The organism is Halanaerobium saccharolyticum, assembly GCF_003259895.1.
Classification (GTDB): Bacteria; Bacillota; Halanaerobiia; order Halanaerobiales; family Halanaerobiaceae; genus Halanaerobium; species Halanaerobium saccharolyticum_A.
This window is the reverse complement of the sequence record NZ_QLME01000015.1, coordinates 41,053-58,927: the sequence shown is the minus strand read 5'-3', so window position 1 is coordinate 58,927 and position 17,875 is coordinate 41,053. Positions and strand designations below refer to the sequence as shown.

The 17,875-nt window shown below is 34.4% G+C and carries 16 protein-coding genes; all 16 read left to right on the top strand.

From position 1 onward, the window contains the following. Positions 1–83 precede the first annotated feature (83 nt). The 16 genes from mraZ to C7958_RS10225 all read left to right on the top strand — a co-directional run bounded on the left by mraZ (position 84) and on the right by C7958_RS10225 (position 17,863). On the top strand, positions 84–515 hold the full coding sequence (gene mraZ, locus C7958_RS10300) for a division/cell wall cluster transcriptional repressor MraZ (protein ID WP_111572593.1): 432 nt from the start codon (positions 84–86) through the stop codon (positions 513–515). A 13-nt stretch (positions 516–528) separates the two neighbouring features. After that, positions 529–1,461: a 16S rRNA (cytosine(1402)-N(4))-methyltransferase RsmH gene (gene rsmH / locus C7958_RS10295; protein WP_111572592.1), complete on the top strand. Its 933-nt coding sequence runs from the start codon at positions 529–531 to the stop codon at positions 1,459–1,461. Between the two features lie 18 nt (positions 1,462–1,479). Next, complete coding sequence (locus C7958_RS10290) at positions 1,480–1,950, top strand: FtsB family cell division protein (RefSeq protein ID WP_111572591.1); 471 nt, start codon at positions 1,480–1,482, stop codon at positions 1,948–1,950. 11 nt (positions 1,951–1,961) lie between these two features. Next, positions 1,962–4,031, top strand: a complete 2,070-nt coding sequence (locus C7958_RS10285; RefSeq protein WP_111572590.1) for a PASTA domain-containing penicillin-binding protein — start codon at positions 1,962–1,964, stop codon at positions 4,029–4,031. A gap of 45 nt (positions 4,032–4,076) precedes the next feature. After that, positions 4,077–5,552 (top strand): UDP-N-acetylmuramoyl-L-alanyl-D-glutamate--2,6-diaminopimelate ligase, encoded by a 1,476-nt coding sequence (locus tag C7958_RS10280; RefSeq protein ID WP_111572589.1) that lies wholly within the window; start codon positions 4,077–4,079, stop codon positions 5,550–5,552. Beyond that, complete coding sequence (locus tag C7958_RS10275; protein WP_111572588.1) at positions 5,553–6,950, top strand: UDP-N-acetylmuramoyl-tripeptide--D-alanyl-D-alanine ligase; 1,398 nt, start codon at positions 5,553–5,555, stop codon at positions 6,948–6,950. Position 6,951: 1 nt separating this feature from the next. Next, the gene (mraY, locus tag C7958_RS10270; RefSeq protein WP_111572587.1) at positions 6,952–7,902 is read left to right on the top strand and encodes a phospho-N-acetylmuramoyl-pentapeptide-transferase; all 951 of its coding nucleotides are present in this window, start codon (positions 6,952–6,954) and stop codon (positions 7,900–7,902) included. Positions 7,903–7,937: 35 nt separating this feature from the next. Beyond that, on the top strand, positions 7,938–9,287 hold the full coding sequence (murD, locus tag C7958_RS10265) for a UDP-N-acetylmuramoyl-L-alanine--D-glutamate ligase (protein ID WP_111572586.1): 1,350 nt from the start codon (positions 7,938–7,940) through the stop codon (positions 9,285–9,287). Between the two features lie 9 nt (positions 9,288–9,296). Then, the gene (ftsW, locus tag C7958_RS10260; protein ID WP_111572585.1) at positions 9,297–10,391 is read left to right on the top strand and encodes a putative lipid II flippase FtsW; all 1,095 of its coding nucleotides are present in this window, start codon (positions 9,297–9,299) and stop codon (positions 10,389–10,391) included. An 8-nt stretch (positions 10,392–10,399) separates the two neighbouring features. Next, positions 10,400–11,497 carry an undecaprenyldiphospho-muramoylpentapeptide beta-N-acetylglucosaminyltransferase gene (murG, locus tag C7958_RS10255; protein ID WP_111572584.1) on the top strand — a complete coding sequence of 366 codons (1,098 nt, stop codon included), beginning with the start codon at positions 10,400–10,402 and terminating at the stop codon, positions 11,495–11,497. Between the two features lie 39 nt (positions 11,498–11,536). Next, a complete protein-coding gene (gene murC, locus C7958_RS10250) occupies positions 11,537–12,910 on the top strand; it encodes a UDP-N-acetylmuramate--L-alanine ligase (RefSeq protein ID WP_243834325.1) in 1,374 nt (457 codons plus the stop codon). Between the two features lie 36 nt (positions 12,911–12,946). Continuing rightward, positions 12,947–13,642, top strand: coding sequence for a cell division protein FtsQ/DivIB (locus C7958_RS10245; protein WP_111572583.1), 696 nt, complete (start codon positions 12,947–12,949; stop codon positions 13,640–13,642). A 121-nt stretch (positions 13,643–13,763) separates the two neighbouring features. Then, the gene (ftsA, locus tag C7958_RS10240) at positions 13,764–15,050 is read left to right on the top strand and encodes a cell division protein FtsA (RefSeq protein WP_111572582.1); all 1,287 of its coding nucleotides are present in this window, start codon (positions 13,764–13,766) and stop codon (positions 15,048–15,050) included. 57 nt (positions 15,051–15,107) lie between these two features. Then, positions 15,108–16,184 carry a cell division protein FtsZ gene (ftsZ, locus tag C7958_RS10235; protein WP_111572581.1) on the top strand — a complete coding sequence of 359 codons (1,077 nt, stop codon included), beginning with the start codon at positions 15,108–15,110 and terminating at the stop codon, positions 16,182–16,184. A 67-nt stretch (positions 16,185–16,251) separates the two neighbouring features. After that, positions 16,252–17,154, top strand: a complete 903-nt coding sequence (locus C7958_RS10230; RefSeq protein WP_111572580.1) for an HlyD family efflux transporter periplasmic adaptor subunit — start codon at positions 16,252–16,254, stop codon at positions 17,152–17,154. Between the two features lie 4 nt (positions 17,155–17,158). Then, positions 17,159–17,863 carry a YggS family pyridoxal phosphate-dependent enzyme gene (locus C7958_RS10225; RefSeq protein ID WP_111572579.1) on the top strand — a complete coding sequence of 235 codons (705 nt, stop codon included), beginning with the start codon at positions 17,159–17,161 and terminating at the stop codon, positions 17,861–17,863. Positions 17,864–17,875 lie beyond the last annotated feature (12 nt).

The following is a 17,875-nucleotide window of genomic DNA, read 5'->3' as shown; positions in this document are numbered from 1 at the left end:
AAAGGACTTTTCTCTTTGATGTAGAATAAAATTATTAAGTGGTGAAAAGTGGAGTAAAAGGGTAGAAAGTGGGAAGTGATATTATGTTTATGGGAGAATACACTCACAATATGGATAATAAAGGACGTTTAATCATTCCTTCTAAGCTCAGAGAAGACTTAAGTGAGCAGTTTGTGATCACTAGAGGGCTTGACAATTGTTTATTTCTTTATCCAATGGCTGAGTGGAAAGAATTAGAAAAAAAATTAACTTCCCTACCAATGACCAGTAAAAATGCCCGTAATTTTGTCCGCTTTTTCTTTTCAGGAGCTAACGAATGCGAATTAGATAAACAGGGAAGGGTTTCCCTACCAATAAATTTAAGAGATTATGCTGATTTTGATCATGAAATAGTTATCATCGGTCTGGCAAATAGAATTGAACTCTGGGCCAAAGAAAAATGGAATACCTACATGGATGATGTAGAAGATTCTTATGAAGATATTGCAGATGCAATGGAGGAATTAGGAATCTAGAAAGGATTATAATATGGATTATACTCATCAGGCTGTATTATTAGAAGCAGCAATTGAATATTTAAACATTAAAGAAGCTGGAGTTTATTTAGATGGTACTCTGGGTAGAGCAGGACATAGTTCGGAAATTTTAAAAAACTTATCTGAAGCCGGTAAATTAATTGCAGTTGATCGGGACACCGCTGCAATTGAGGCAGTTAAAGAACGTTTTTCAGATGAAGAATCTTTAATTTTAGCTCACTCAAATTTCCAAGATTTTGATCAGGTACTTTCAGAATTAGAAGTGGAAGCGGTTGACGGAATGCTTTTTGATTTAGGCGTTTCTTCTCCACAGCTGGATAATCCTGAGCGGGGTTTTAGCTATCAAAAAGAAGGCCCTTTAGATATGAGAATGAACCCCGAACAAAAACTAACTGCACGGGATATAGTAAACAATTATTCTCAGGCAGAATTGGAAAAAATAATTTCTGAGTATGGAGAAGAAAATTGGGCTGCTCGAATAGCCGAATTTATAGTTAAAATGAGAGAAGAAGAAGAAATTAGAACCACAGCTGATCTGGTTGAGGTAATTAAAGCCGCTATACCTAAAGCTGTCAGGAGAAGTGGGGGGCATCCTGCCAGAAGAACTTTTCAGGCATTAAGAATTGAAACAAATAATGAACTGGAACAGCTTAAAAATCTAATTGATAAGGCAGTTGCCTATTTAAAACCAGGAGGCAGATTGGTAATAATAACCTTTCATTCACTGGAAGATAGAATAGTAAAACATAAATTTCGAAATCTGGCAAAAGATTGTACCTGTCCACCGGACTTTCCAATCTGTGTCTGTGATAAAAAAGCGCAGGTTAAGGTTATAACAAGAAGTCCAGTTCAGGCTTCTAAGGAAGAAAAAGAGGAAAATCCACGTTCAAGAAGTGCGAAAATGAGAGTAGCAGAGAAGATTTAAGAATAAGGAGGTAGTAAAATGTATACGGGACCAGGTTATGGAAGCGAAGTTTCTCAGAGCAATTATCTCAATGAATCATCCTATAATTTTACTAATGTAAAAAAACAGGCCTTCACAATATTATATATATTTATGATGGTTTTTATTAGTATTTCTATTTTGTTATATATTTCTCAAGTTTTAAATATTAATCAAAGTAGTTCTAAATTGCTGCAGTTAGAAGAAAGATTAGAAACTATTAAGTCCAAAAATGAAAGACTGGAAGTAGAATTGGCCAGCAAAACATCTCTGGCAGAAGTTGAAAAAATTGCAAAAACAGAATTGAATATGATTGAAGCAGATAAAAAAGAAACCCTGGTTTATAATAATCAAATCAAAAAAGAAGAAAAATTTATGGCTGATCTTCCAAAAGAAAAGTTTTTCTTAGCGCAAATTTATGATAAAATAATAAGAGAAGTTACCACTGTTCAGGCAGAATCTCTTGAATAGGAGGAATAAATTTGCAGCAACTTGAAAAGAGTGTCAAAAATAGAGTGATCTTCTATTTTGCAATTATATTTATATTATTTATTATTTTGGCTTTAAGACTTGTCTGGATCCAGGTAATAAATAGTGCAGAATATGAACATAAAGCATTAAATCAGAGGGTTAAAGAATTTGTAGTTAATTCAGAAAGAGGAATAATTTATGATAATACCGGCAGGAAACTTGCAGTCAGCTTACCAGCAAAGACTGTGGTTGCTCTGCCGGATAATATTATTAATCCAGAAAAAACCGCTTCAGAACTTGCTGAGATTCTGGATAATGATTATAATACTATTTATAGACGAATCACTTCTAGTGCAGCTGCAATTTTCTTGCAGCGCAAAGTTAGTGAAAAAACATATCAAAAAATTGAAAACAAAAATCTTAAAGGGATTACTTTTACCGAAGAAAGTAAAAGATATTACCCAGAAGGAGAGCTTGCTTCTCATATTATTGGATTTACCGGGGTAGATAATAATGGTCTTAACGGACTGGAACTTTCTTATAATAACTATTTAAGCGGTAAAGCTGGAAAAATGATTGTAGAAAAGGATGCTGAAGGCCGAACAATTCCTAATGGGATAAGAGAGGCTGTTCCAGGTAGGGATGGCTACAATGTCCACTTAACCATCGATGAAGTAATTCAGTATATGGCAGAAAAAGAACTTAAAAATGCTGCTGAAACATTTGATTTTTCGGGTGGGTCAGTGATTGTTATGGATTCGTCGAATGGAGATCTGCTGGCAATGGCTAATACTCCTGCTTATAATCCAAATAATTTTGCTGATTATCCTGAAAAAAACTGGCGCAATAGAGCAATTAATGATGTTTTTGAACCTGGATCTACTTTTAAAATAATTACAGCAGCTTCCGCTTTAGAGGAAGGTGTAATTACTGAAAATGATATTTTAACTGATCCAGGTCATATTTATGTAGAAAATGAAGAAATAAGCTGCTGGAGTAATGTAGGTCATGGCAGCCAGAGTTTTGCTGAGGTTGTAAAAAATTCATGTAATCCTGGCTTTGTAGAAGTTGGTCTAAAAATGGATAAGGAAACCTTTTATTCCTATATCAAAGCTTTTGGTTTTGGAGAACAGACCGGGATTCGGCTGCCGGCAGAAGCAGCAGGAATTATCCCGGAATATAAAAGGATTGGTCCTCTGGAACTGGCAACTTTTTCTTTTGGTCATGGTCTTTCTGTAACACCTATTCAGCTGGCTTCAGCTGTGTCAGCGGTCGCCAATGAAGGTAAATTAATGAGACCACGCCTGGTAAAAAAGGTCGATACAGGCAGTGATTCTAAAAATATAATCAACGAGCCTCAGGTGGTGAGGCAGGTTATATCTAAAAGCACTGCTGACAAAACAAAAGAATTATTAAAACAGGTAGTAGAAAGTGGAACGGGAACTCAGGCTGCTATTGAGGGCTATGAGATTGGTGGTAAAACGGGTACAGCAAAACATTATAATGAGGATATTTATGATTCTTCATTTATTGGAATTGTACCTGCAGAAGGTCGGGATTTAGTTATTTTAACTATTTTATATGATATTAAAGGTGAAACTTATTATGGTAGTCAGACAGCCGCTCCTGTTTTTAGGAATTTAACAGCTAATATTTTAAATTATTTAAATATCAAGCCTGACCGCAATAACGACTTTAATTATAAACAGGAGCAAAGAAAAATAATGGTGCCTGATTTAATAGGAACCGAATTTTTAGCTGCAGAAACAAGTTTGAGAGAAAAAGGATTTAATGTTAAACTAATTGGAGATGAGGGAGTAGTAAAAAATCAGCTTCCTGCGTCTGGAGTAGAAACAAATTATAATTCTACAGTCTGGCTTTTTAGTGAGAAAAAAAGCAGAGAAAATATGATGATTTCAGTACCTGACTTTAGAGGTATGACAGGTATTGAAGCAGAAGAACTTGCCGGGAAAAAAGGTCTTGATTTGATTTTAGATGGTTCTGGGGAGGTAGTTGGCCAGTCAGTTTATCCTGGCAGTAGAGTTAAAAGTTCTAAAAAGATAAATTTAAAACTCCAGTAGTTTAATCTAATAATTTGACCAATTAACTGTGGAGGTAGCTTTAAGATGAAGTTAAAAAAATTATTAAATAATATAGATTTTAAATTAAAAAATGGAAATTTAAATAATGAAATTACGGAAATCAAATATGATTCCCGGGAAATTGAAAAAGACAATTTATTTATTGCTATTTCTGGTTTCGAAGTGGATGGACATCAATTTATTGACCAGGCTATCAAAAAAGGAGCCACAGCAGTAGTTATAGAAAAAGAGCTTTCTAATTATCAGGATGGTATCAGTTATATCAAGGTAGATGACAGCAGAAAAATAATGGCTCAACTTGGTAAAACTTTTTTTGAGAATCCACTTGCAGATATTGAGTTAGTTGGAATTACCGGAACTAATGGTAAGACAACGACTGCCTATTTGTTATATAAGATTTTAAAAGAATACAGCGGAAACGCAGCTCTTTTTGGTACTATTAAAAATATCATTGGAGACCAGGCACTTGATTCAAGCAGAACAACTCCAGAATCAATAGATTTATACAGATATTTCTCTCAAATGAGAAAAAAGGGAGTTAAATACGGGGTAATGGAAGTATCTTCTCATGCTCTGGATTTATACAGAGTAGAAGGTATGGAATTTGCTGGAGCCATATTTACTAATATTAGTCCCGAGCATCTGGATTATCACAAAAATCTGGAGAATTATCTAGCAGTTAAATCTCAATTATTTGCTCAGTTAAATTCAGATCAATATGCGGTGATTAATCTTGATGACCCGAATGCGGATTATATTCAGGAAAAATCAGGGGCAAAGAATTATTTTTATAGTTTATCTTCTTCAAAAGCAGATTTATATGCTTCTGATTATCAACTTCATCAAAGGGGTATGGAATACAGAACAGCCGGTAGAGTTGAGACCCTATTTAAACTGAATTTAGGTGGAGTTTTTAATATTTATAATTCTTTGGCTGCTATTTTAACAGCTGATCTGCTGGGAGTTGACCAGGAAACTATCAAAAAAGCTTTAACTAATATCTCTGCTGTGCCAGGACGTTTTGAAATTATAAATGCAGGCCAGGATTTTCAGATAGTTGTTGATTATGCTCATACTCCTGATGGGATGGAAAATGTCTTAAAAACAGCTGCTGCAATGGATAAGAATAAATTAATTGTTCTTTTTGGCTGTGGTGGAGATAGAGATCACAGCAAAAGAGCTGCAATGGCTGCTCTGGCAGAAAAATATGCTGACTATACAGTTATCAGTAATGATAATCCACGCAGTGAAGATCCAGCAGAGATTTTTGCTGAAATAGAAACTGGCTTTAGTAAGGGATTTAATAATTATGAAATTATTGCTGATCGCATAAAGGCAATTAAAAGAACGATCAAGCTGGCTGAAAAAGACGATTTAGTCATGCTTCTGGGCAGAGGTCATGAGAGGTATCAAATTTTTAAAAACAAAAAAATAGAACTTGATGATCGAAAAGTTGCCTATCAGGCAGCACAGGCAGCAGCAGAAGTGAAAGGGATTTAAATGGAGAATTTAAATTTAAATAAAATAATTGATTTTTCTGGAGCAGAATTACTTCAGGGAACTGGGGAGCAGACAATAGAAGAAATTGTAATCGACAGCAGGGAAGTTAAGGATAATTATTTGTTTATTGCAATTATTGGTGAAGATCAGGATGGACATCTTTATCTGGAGGATGCTGTGAAAAATGGAGCCAGGGCAGTGATTGTTGATCGGGAAATTAAAAGCGATTTTTTAAAAAAATCAGAGGTAGCTGTATTGAGAGTCTCTGATACTACCGAAGCCCTGCAGAATATTGCTCATAATTATAGAAAAAGATTTGCTGATTTAAAAGTGGTAGCTGTAACCGGAAGTGCTGGCAAAACTACTACTAAAGATTTGATATATTCTGTACTATCTCAAAAATATAATTGTTTAAAAACTGAGGGAAACTATAATAATCATATTGGACTTCCTTTAACTCTATTACGTTTAACAGCTGACCAAGAATTTGCTATCCTGGAAATGGGAATGAGTGCTCTGGGAGAAATTGAACTGCTTGCCAAAATAGCAAAACCAGATTTTGGGATTGTAACAAATGTCGCTGCAGCTCATCTAAAACAGCTGGGCAGTCTGGAAAATATTGCCCGGGCAAAAAAAGAGTTAATTGATCAGCTCAAAGAATCTGAGACAGCTATCTTAAATTATGATAACCAATATACCAGAAATATGGGAGAAACTACAGCAGCAGAAGTAATATATTTTGGTTTTGAAACTGGGGCAGATCTGCAGACAGTAGATTATTATTTTGATAAAAAAAAAGAAAGCTTAAATTTCAAAGTAGAATATGGTGATGAGGTTTATAATTTTAAATTTAATAAAGCCGGTAAACATAATGTTTATAATGCAATGGCAGCTATAATTTTAGCATTTAAACTAAATCTTAGGGTATCTGAAATACAGCAGGGGCTCTTGCAGACAAAGTTTTCTTCCAATCGAATGGAGTTTATTGAACTAAATAATGGGGCCCGAATTATAAATGATAGTTATAATGCAAATCCGCTGGCAGTAAAGGCTGCTCTTGATGTTCTAGCTGAGTTAAAGGCAGAGAGGAAAATATCTGTTCTGGCTTCTATGCTGGAATTGGGTTCTGAAAGTAAAGTTAAACATCAGGAAATTGGGGCTTATGCTGCAGCAAAAGAAGTAGATTTATTGATAACAATTGGTAGTCAAGCCAAAAATATCGCAGCTGGAGCCGAGACTAAAATCCAATCAAAAAAAATTATAATTCTGAATAATAATCAGGAATGCATTGATTTTCTTGCTGCTGAAATAAAGAGAGATGATTTAATTTTAATTAAAGGTTCAAGAGCCAATAAATTGGAAGAAATAGCAGCTGAATTACAAAATAAGGAGCTCTAAAATGCAATATATTCTAGCATATCTTTTACCATTAGTTTTAATAATTATTAGTGGTAATCTTTTTATTAATTATATAAAAAAAATTAATTTTGGTCAGCAGGTGCGGGAGTATGGCCCTAAAAGCCATTTAAAAAAGGCAGGAATTCCAACGATGGGTGGGCTTTTAATTATTTCGGTATTCTTACTTATCTCGGTTTTTATTTTGCCGCTAAATTTTGAAATGACAGCAATTTTGCTGACAACTTTTATAATGTCTTTAACCGGTTTTTTAGATGATTTTTTGAAAATAAAATTTGAACGATCCCTGGGGCTTCGGGCCTGGCAAAAAATTGTGCTGCAGACAGCTGCAGCAGCAGTAACAGCAGTGGTGGCTGTTTTTGTAGTTAATCAACACAGTATATTGATTCCTTTTTATGCTTCTTATAATTTAGGTACAGCTGCTAAATTTATACTGGCATTTATTGTAGTTATTGGCAGCTCTAATGCAGTTAATCTTACTGATGGACTGGATGGTCTGGCAGCTGGAATAACCACTGTGGTTACTCTAGCTTTTGCCCTGTTATTATATTTGATTAACCTACCAGAATACACTCTTTTGATGCTGATTATGGCAGGGAGTACAACTGCCTTTCTCTGGTTTAATGCCAGTCCAGCATCAGTATTTATGGGAGATGTCGGTTCACTGGCAATTGGTGCTTTGCTTGGAGCAGCAGCAGTTTTTACAGCCACTGAGCTTTATTTATTAATTATTGGTGGTATTTATGTTATCGAAACTCTTTCTGTTATAATTCAGGTACCATACTATAAAATTACAGATGGTAAACGAGTTTTTAAGATGACCCCAATTCATCATCACTTCGAATTAAGTGGACTGGCAGAAAATAAAATTGTTTTTAGATTTGTGATTATTACAATTTTATTATCACTTTTTGCTCTACTTTCTTTAGTTTAATAAAAATTCAAACTTAAAAAAGGAGTTAGATTCTATTGTCTTTAGATTATAAAAAAGTTGCTGTGTTGGGTTTTAGCCCCCGAACCGGCCTGGAAGTAGTAAAATATTTATCAAAATTTGATTTAAAAATTATTGTTGCTGATTCAAAAAATAGAGAAGAATTAAAGGATTTGATAGTTCAGGTTGAAAGTAAAAAAACAGAATTTGATCTGGGCACTAATGGAGAAAAAATTTTAGAAAGCGAGTTAATTATTTTAAGTCCCGGGGTTCCTTATGACTTAGAGATATTAAAAGAGGCCAGAAAAAAGGGGATTGAAACTATTAGTGAGATCGAATTTGCCTTTAGACAGTCAGAAGCCGAAATTATAGCTGTTACAGGGACCAATGGTAAAACTACCACCACTGAGCTGCTGGGGGCAATGCTGAGTGACTTAGAGGGCAACCAGGTCAAAGTGGCAGGGAATATAGGGATTCCTTTTATCTCTATTATTGATCAACTGCAGCCTGGAGAAAAAGTTGTTCTGGAATTAAGTTCTTTTCAGTTAGAAGCGGTTGAGCAATTTAAAGCAAAAATAGCTCTTTATTTAAATTACAGTCCAGATCATCTGGATCGACATCAGACTGAGGCTAATTATCAGAAAGCCAAAAAAAATATTTTCAAAAATCAAAAAGAAGATGATTTTGCGATTCTTAACTATGACGATCCCTATCTTTTAAAATTAAAAGATGAACTAAAAGCAGATGTTTTAGGTATCAGTTCTGAATTTGAAGCTGCTGATTTATTGATTAATCAACAGCAAGCTTATTTTCGGAAAGAGAATCTTAGTCTGCTTAATTTTGATAAAATTGATTTACCAGGAGAACACAACCGCAAAAACGCTGCTTTCGCAGCTCTAGCAGCTTATCTTGCCGGTCAGAAAATAGACAAAATACAGCAGGCTGCGGAAAATTATAAACTACAATCACATAGAATGGAAGTTGTAGGAAACCAAAAAGACTATTTAATTATTGACGATTCAAAAGCAACTAACCCTGATGCAGCTTTAAAAGCACTTACAAGTCTTGAGCAGGATGTTATTCTAATAGCTGGAGGGCAGGATAGAAATGCTGATTTTTCAAATTTGTTACCTGTGATTAAAGAGAAAGTCAAGACTTTAATTTTACTGGGAGAGACTGCAGATAAAATAGCTTCTCTTCTGACTGACTCCGGTCTGGAAATAATAAAAGCTGAAACAATGGAAGCTGCTGCTCAAATTGGAGCAAAAAAATTATCTCAGGATAAAATTTTGCTTTTATCTCCTGCCTGTCCCAGCTGGGATATGTATTCCAGTTATAAAGAAAGAGGTAATATTTTTCAAAAGAATGTTATAAAAAATATTGATTAAGGAGAAGTTATGCGAAAAAAGCTGCCTGATTTTATTTTGTTATTTACAATTATAGCTCTTGTTTTAAGCGGATTAATAATGATTCTTTCAGCCAGCTCTGTTAAGGCTGAGCAACTTTTTTCTAACAGCTATTACTTTTTTAATAATCAGCTTAAGTATTTAGGAGTAGCACTGGTATTAGCTGCAGTCATTTACAAACTAAAGTATAAAAAATTAAAGGAATTAGCTCCTTATCTGCTTTTGATTTCCCTGGGCACTTTGATTCTGGTTTTAATTCCCGGGGTGGGAACAATGGCCGGAGGGTCCCGGAGATGGTTACCTTTAGGACCAATTAGTTTTCAACCATCAGAACTGGCCAAATTTACTGTAGTTATTTATCTGGCTGCTTATATAGATAAAAATAAAGGTAAAATGAAAAATTTTAAAAATGGGATTTTTCCACCTCTGGTAGTAATCAGTTTAATATCGTTTTTAATTTTACTGGAACCTGATCTTGGTACAGCCGTTACTCTGGCTGCAGTTGCGGCCACTATGATATTTATAGGTGGTATTAAAATTTCTACCTTCATTGTTCTGGGGATAGTTTCTTTGTTCTTATCACTGGCAGCAATCATGGCTGAGCCCTACCGGAGAGAAAGACTATTTACCTTTCTTAATCCCTGGCAGGATCCGCTGGATAGTGGTTACCATATTATCCAATCTTTGCTGGCACTTGGATCCGGTGGATTATTTGGAGTAGGTGCGGGTAACAGCCATCAGAAATTTTTATATTTGCCAGAGCCGGGGACTGATTTTATTTTTGCAGTTCTTGGAGAAGAATTTGGACTGCTTGGAACCTTATTTATTATCAGTCTCTATTTTTTACTTGCCTGGAGAGGTTTAAAAATTGCTACCCGAATTGATGATACATTTGGTTCAATTCTGGCAGTAGGTATAACCTCAATGATTATTATTCAGGCTTTAATAAATATAGCAGTTGTAACTTCATTGATGCCTGTTACTGGTATTACTTTGCCCCTAATTAGTTACGGTGGATCTTCTTTAGTTATTAATTTAGTAGGGCTGGCTCTATTATTAAATATTTCGCGATATGTTGAAGGATGAGATAAATTATGAAAGCAGTAATTACTGGTGGAGGAACAGGAGGACATATTTATCCGGCACTTGCTGTAGCTGAAGAGCTGCAGAAAAGAGGCTGGGAGATTTTATATCTTGGCTCTGATCATAGAATGGAAGCTGAAATTGTGCCAGGAGCTGGATTTGAATTTAAAGCTTTTTCTGTGAGACCCCTACCCAGAAAAATGTCAACAAAGATTTTTAGTTCTTTATATTTTAATACCAGAGCTTTTTTCAAAGCTTTAAAAATAATTAAAGATTTTAAAGCGGATTTTGTTATTGGTACCGGAGGTTTTGTGGCTGGACCTGTTGTTCTGGCCGGAAGTTTGCTGAGAAAAAAAACAATAATTCACGAACAAAATGCCTATCCAGGTATTACAAATAAGCTGCTGGCCAGAGTAGTTGATAAAATCTGTCTGAATTTCTCCGAAGCAGCAGATTATTTAAAGGTGGAAGAAGATAAAATTGAAATTACAGGTAATCCAGTCCGTCCCAGAATTTTAAAAGTTAACCGGGATAAAGCTTATAAAGAATTAAAATTAAATCCAGAGCTAAAGACTATTTTAATTACAGGTGGAAGTCTGGGAGCAGAGATAATTAATCAAAATATTATAGCTCTATATAAATATGCAGTTCAGAATAAGATTCAAATTTTGCATTTAAGCGGCAAAAAAAATTATAGTCAGCTGCTGGCTAAACTTAAAAATAATAATTTAGAACCAGAGAATTCATTATTAAAGATTATTGACTATTTAGATGAAATGGAATATGCCCTGGCAGCTGCTGATTTAATTATTGCCAGAGCTGGGGCAACTGGGCTTGCAGAAATAACAAGCTGTGCAAAGCCCTCTATTTTAATTCCTTTTGCAGCTGCTGCAGAAAATCATCAGCTTGTTAATGCCCAAACACTTCAAGAAAATAATGCAGCTCTAGTTATTGAAGAATCTGAGTTAAATGATAAGCTGTTATTGGATAAAGTAAAAACAATTATTGAAGACACAGAAAAATTAAAATCTATGTCAGCAGCAGCAGAATCAATGTCACAAAAAGATTCTCTGGCAAATATTATTAAAGTTATAGAAAAACTGATTTGAGAAAATTACTGCTGCATTTATAATAAAATTTGATTTAGGGTGATAATTTTGTTAAATAAAAATTCGCATATTCATTTGATCGGTATTGGTGGAGTTTCTATGAGTGGTATAGCAGAAATACTGGCCGAAAGAGGATACAAAGTAAGTGGTTCAGACTTAAATGAAAGTAAATACCTGGATCTGCTTAGAAAGTACCAGGTCAAACTTTTTATAGGTCATGCTGCTTCTAACATTGATGGTGCTGATCTAATAGTAAAAACCAGTGCTATTCCCGATAATAATCCTGAGATTCAGGCAGCCCGAAAAAAAGGTTTAAAAATAGTTAAAAGAGCAGAAATGCTTTCCTATTTAATGAGAGATAAAAAAACTATTGCAGTTGCTGGAACTCATGGCAAAACAACTGTTACAGCGATGCTGGCTGCAATTTTCAAAAAAGCTCAAAAAGATCCTGCAGTAATGGTAGGTGGATTTCTCAAAGAATTAAATGGAAATATGGCAGATGGTGCTGGAAAATATTTTATAACCGAAGCTGATGAGAGTGATGGATCTTTTCTCTATTTTAATCCAGATTTATTATTATTAAACAATTTGGAGCTTGACCACCCTGATTATTATCAGAATCTGGATGAATTTATGAAGATTTTCAAAAGATTTGCCGATAAAAATGACAAGCAGGCATTTCTATTATATAATAAAGACGATAAAAACTTAGATTCTATTTTTTTAAACAGAAATAAATGCAGTAGCTTCTCCTTAAAAAAAGGGAAATTTACAGCAAAAAATATTGAATACAATAATTTTAACAGCTGCTTTGATTTTTATGATTCAGAAGAATTTGCTGCTTCAATTGAGCTTTCAGTTCCGGGAGAATATAATCTTTATAATGCTCTGGCTGCAGCAGCCGCGGCCCGGCATTTAGAAATAGATATTGAAGCAATTAAGACTGCTCTTAAAGAATTTAGTGGGGTTGGTCGCAGATTTGATTTTAAGGGGAAAGTTTTAAATTCTGCTGTTGATATTGTTGATGATTATGCACATCATCCAACTGAGATTAAAGAGCTTTTAAAAACAGTAAAAAATATGGATTATAATAAAATTAGAGTTGTTTTTCAGCCGCATAGATACAGCAGAACCCATAAGTTTTTAGAAGAATTTAGTCATTCATTTATTAATGCAGATCAGGTGTATCTAACAGATATTTTTTCTGCATCCGAAAAAATGAACTATGATATATCTTTAACGGATTTTGCAGAAGAAATTGCAAAAAAATCTGAGGTTGAATGCTGCTATCTGGATGATTTTAACAAAATAGCGGCCAGATTATTAGCTGAAGCTGAAGCGGGAGATATTATTTTAACTGTGGGAGCAGGCGATATTACTGAGCTTCCTGATCTGATTTTAAAAGGTTATTAAAACATTGGAATGACTCAATTTTGTGAGGGATGATTAATGGAGAAAAAATATCAGATTGTGCTGATGCTTCTATTTTTTATATTTTTAACTTTTTTATCTTTTCTTTTTTCTCCTTTTTTTCATGTCAGGGATTTCGTTTTTCATTCCAGAACTGAGATGAACAAAAATGAGTTAAGATCAAACATTACTAAATTTTATGGTAATAATTTGTTGTTTTTGAATGAAGAGGAGTTAAAAAATGATTTATTAAAACATAATTTGATATCTTCTGTTCAAATAGAAAAGTCATTTCCCTCAACAGTTCATGTTGTAATTGAAGCAAGAAAAGCAGTAGCCTGGCTGAAAAACAATGAGCAGAAATTAATGTTTTCTGCAGATGGCATTATCTTAAGAGAAGAGGATTTAGCAGCAGAAATAAATTTGCCACAGCTTGAGGGTTTTGCCTATTATTTTGATAACCATAAAATTCTATTACCTCCTGTGACAGACGATATTTTAAATATTTTTAATAACCTTGATCCAACCTATTTAAAAAAGATAAAAAAAGTTATTTATCAGGATAATGTTTATAAATTATATTTGGAAGAAGGCGGCGGGGTCAACTTAGGTAGAAATGAAAATTTGGAAGAAAAATTTGCGATTTTAAACTCTATTTTAAACAATAATCAGGAAGCTGAAATTGATTACATTAATTTGCAGGTTACAAAACACCCTGTAATTAAGTTAAAATAAGGAAAATTTTTATGAATAATAAAGGAATAACAAAATTTATATTGAATTATTTAAATTGAGCCTTATTAATTAAAAGAAGATAAAAAAAGAAATGTTTGGATAAGAAAGGAGGTAGACTGTTGTGAAAAGAAGAAAGATAGTTACCGGACTTGATATTGGTACTACCAAGATATGTGCACTAATAGCAGAAGTAAGTGGAGATAATAATATAGAGATTATAGGAATTGGTTTAGCTCCATCTAACGGCCTCCGCAAAGGAATTGTAGTTGATATAGATAAAACCAGCCATGCAATTAAAAGTGCTATTCAAAAAGCAGAAAGAATGGCCGGTCAGAAAGTTGATTCTGCTTATGTTGGTATTGCTGGTTCACATATCAAGTCTATCAACAGTCATGGAGTTGTTGCAGTTACTGGAGACGAAAAGGAAATTAAAGAGAGTGATATAAAAAGAGTTATTGATGCAGCAAGAATAATTCCTGTATCAGCTGAGGAGGATATTTTACATGTTCTGCCCAGAGAATTTATAGTAGATGGTAGTCCCGGGATTCAGGATCCTTTAGGGATGTCTGGAGTTCGGCTTGAGGTCGAAACTCATATTATTAAGGGGGCTTCAACCTCAATTCAAAACCTGGTAAAAAGTGTTTTGAGAGCCGGTTTAAGTGTTGATGAGGTAGTGTTAGAACCTCTGGCTTCCAGCCAGGCAGTACTATCTGATGATGAAAAAGATTTAGGAGCTGTTTTAGTGGATATTGGTGGTGGAACCACTGATGTAATTGTTTTTCATGAAGGCAGTATAGCCCATACAGCAGTTATACCTGTTGGGGGCAACCATGTCAGCAATGATATAGCAGTTGGTTTGAGAACTCCTGTTTCTGAAGCTGAAAAAATAAAGATAATGCATGGATCAGTTTTACCATCAGAAATTGATGAAAGCGAAAAAATTGAGGTTCTGGCCGCAAGCGGAAAGGAAAGAAAGAAACTTTCACGCAAAATGCTCTGTCAGGTAATTGAGCCGCGGATGAGCGAAGTGTTTTCACTGATTAAAAAGGAACTGGATAGTGCTGGTTCTGCTGATTTGACACCTGCAGGCATGATTTTAACCGGAGGAGCCTCTTTATTGGAGGGTTCTGAAAAGCTTGCATCTGATATTACAGAATTACCGGTTAGAATTGGAGAACCTGATTATGTTAGTGGGCTGTCTAATGTTATTGATAATCCCGTATATATAAAAAAGGGTGATACTATACCACGAGCAATATTCTCTACAGCAGTAGGTCTGATAGAATTTGCTCTAGAAAATGGAGATGCCAAGAATAGTAAAGTAAGTAGTAATAGCAATAATAATAGTAAAGAGATTGTAAGTGGGTTTTTTACAAAATTAAAAAACTGGTTTAGTGAGTTTTTTTAATAACCGGGAAATTATTTTCTAAGCTTACATATTATCCTTAACGGGGAGGGAATATTAGTGTTTGATATTGGAACAGAAATTGAACAATTTGCAAATATAAAAGTTGTTGGTGTAGGTGGAGGCGGTAATAATGCCGTCAATAGAATGATCGAAGAAGGTCTGGATGGGGTTGAATTTATTGCAATAAATACCGATGCTCAGGCTTTAATGGCTTCCAATGCTGGAGTAACAATCCGAATTGGTGAGAAAATAACCAGAGGTCTGGGGGCTGGTTCAGACCCCGAAATTGGTTTTGAAGCAGCTGAAGAAAATAGAGAAGAAATTGCTCAGGCCATTGATGGTGCAGACATGGTATTTATAACTGCTGGAATGGGTGGTGGAACAGGTACTGGAGCTGCCCCTGTAGTTGCTGAAACAGCAAAGAAACAGGGAGCGCTAACTGTTGGTGTTGTAACTAAACCGCTGACAGTAGAAGGAAAAAAAAGAATGAATAATGCTATTTCAGGTATAGAAGAATTAAAAAATAAAGTAGATACTTTAATTGTAATCCCTAATGATCGTTTGTTAGAAGTTGCCGAAAAACAGACAAGTTTAATGGATGCTTTTAAAATTGCTGATAATGTACTAAGACAGGGTGTGCAGGGGATTTCTGACTTAATCACAATTACTGGTATTATCAACCTTGACTTTGCTGATGTAAAAACTATTATGACTGATGCTGGTTCTGCATTAATGGGAATTGGAAGAGCAGATGGTGATAATCGAGCAACTGAGGCTGCAAAACTGGCTATTGCTTCTCCACTATTAGAAGCTTCTATCGATGGGACTAGAGGAGTATTAATTAATATTACCGGTGGACTGGATCTGGGAATCCATGAGGCCAATGAAGCGGCAAGGGTTATTCAGGAGGTAGCTGATCCTGATGCGAATATTATTTTAGGGGCTGTAATTGACGAGGAATTAGACAATGAAGTTAAAGTTACAGTCATTGCAACCGGCTTTGATTCGGGATCTTCTAAAAAAGAAATAAAAAATACTAAAGATAAAGAAATGCCGGAAGAGGACTTTGAAATGGAAAGTTTTTCCGGTGATGATCTTGATATACCGGCTTTTTTAAGAAATAAAAAAGGATAATAATAATTAAATCCTGATGTAAAACACATCAGGATTTAGATTATCTCTTTCTTTTAAGGTGATGCTGATGACAAAAAAAAATGATACTAATTTTAAACCTTTTGTTATAATCTTTATTTTAATAATTGCTTTTATAATAGGTATTCAGATTTTTGGAGCGGCAAGATTTGAAACAATTCTGGCTGCTCAGGGAGAAGTTATAGACGGTTTTTGGTCAGAAGCGATGATTGTTAGAGATGAAAAAGTTATTAAATCTCCAATTTCAGGTAGAGTAGAGCTTCTGGTTGGTGAAGGAGATCGACTTGCTTCCGGTAGAAAACTGGCAGAAATTGAATCCTCAAATCAACAGCAAAAAATATTTAACAAAGAAGCAGGGATAGTCAGTTTTGCTGTTGATGGTCTGGAAAGTGAAGTTAATGTTGATAATTTAAATCAGATCAACTTAAATAATTTTGCTGATTTGAATGGAAATTATGAGCATCTTTTATCTGGAGATAGGATTAAAAAGAATGAAGCACTGTATAGAATAATTAATAATTTTGAACTTTTCTTGCTAGTTCAGGTTCCGGATTCTCAAGTAGATAGATTTAGAATAAATGAATTATTATTTATAGAACAGAATAATTCTGATGAACTTTTTGAAGCCAGAATTGTTGACATTCGCCCTAATCTAGAAGCCACTTTTTTCTTAATTGAGCTGGAACAGTTTATTCCTCAGTGGACAAATAGAAGAAGAATTGAACTAAATATTATCAAAAATATTTATAGAGGTATTAAAATCCCCCGTAAAGCAGTATTTAATCAACCATCTGGACAGGGGGTCCTAAAGGTTAGTGGCTATAATAAATATGAATTTCAGGAAGTTGTCATTTTAGATGGAAATGACGAGTATGTAATAGTGAGTGGGTTAGAAATTGGAGAAGAAATAATTACGAATCCTGAAGACTTTGATTACGGCAGGGAGGCTTAAGCTTATGCAGAAAGATAAAATAATATCTAATTTAAATAAAGTTAAGGAAAATATAAAAAAAGCAGCAGCTGCTGTAGATAGAGATCATACTGAAGTAAAGCTGCTTGCTGTAAGCAAAAATCAAAAGGTAGATGCTATAAAAATTTTAAATGAAGCAGGAGTTAAAATTTTTGGCGAAAATAGGGTTCAGGAATTAGAAGAGAAGAATGATAAATTTATCTCTGAGAATATTGAACTCGACTGGCATTTTATTGGACATTTACAGAGAAATAAAGTAAAATATCTTATGAGGATGGAAAATTGTAGGATGATTGAATCAATTGACAGCTTAAGACTTGCTAAGGAAGTAAATAAAAGAGCCAGAAAAAATGAGAGAAAAACCTCGGTATTAATTGAAATTAATATTGCCAGTGATGAAAATAAATTTGGTATAACTCCTGACCGGGCAGAGGTTTTTTTAAGGAAGATAATTAATTTTGAACATTTAAAAGTTGAAGGATTAATGACTGTTCTTCCCTATTTAGATAATCCAGAAAAACTCCGCTCATATTTTAAAGATATGAAAAAATTATTTGATCAACTTTCAGAGGATGTTATTCAGTTAAAAGAGCTGTCAATGGGTATGACAAATGATTATCAGATTGCTGTCGAAGAGGGGGCAACTATAGTCCGGGTTGGTACAGCAATATTTGGAGAAAGAGAATACTAATTTTGGAGGCAA

Bases quoted from the DNA above. Each gene is read 5' to 3' on its own strand.
- mraZ (WP_111572593.1), top strand. From the start codon at position 84: ATGTTTATGGGAGAATACACTCACAATATGGATAATAAAGGACGTTTA.
- rsmH (WP_111572592.1), top strand. From the start codon at position 529: ATGGATTATACTCATCAGGCTGTATTATTAGAAGCAGCAATTGAATAT.
- C7958_RS10290 (WP_111572591.1), top strand. From the start codon at position 1,480: ATGTATACGGGACCAGGTTATGGAAGCGAAGTTTCTCAGAGCAATTAT.
- C7958_RS10280 (WP_111572589.1), top strand. From the start codon at position 4,077: ATGAAGTTAAAAAAATTATTAAATAATATAGATTTTAAATTAAAAAAT.
- C7958_RS10275 (WP_111572588.1), top strand. From the start codon at position 5,553: ATGGAGAATTTAAATTTAAATAAAATAATTGATTTTTCTGGAGCAGAA.
- mraY (WP_111572587.1), top strand. From the start codon at position 6,952: ATGCAATATATTCTAGCATATCTTTTACCATTAGTTTTAATAATTATT.
- ftsW (WP_111572585.1), top strand. From the start codon at position 9,297: ATGCGAAAAAAGCTGCCTGATTTTATTTTGTTATTTACAATTATAGCT.
- murG (WP_111572584.1), top strand. From the start codon at position 10,400: ATGAAAGCAGTAATTACTGGTGGAGGAACAGGAGGACATATTTATCCG.
- C7958_RS10245 (WP_111572583.1), top strand. From the start codon at position 12,947: ATGGAGAAAAAATATCAGATTGTGCTGATGCTTCTATTTTTTATATTT.
- C7958_RS10230 (WP_111572580.1), top strand. From the start codon at position 16,252: ATGACAAAAAAAAATGATACTAATTTTAAACCTTTTGTTATAATCTTT.
- C7958_RS10225 (WP_111572579.1), top strand. From the start codon at position 17,159: ATGCAGAAAGATAAAATAATATCTAATTTAAATAAAGTTAAGGAAAAT.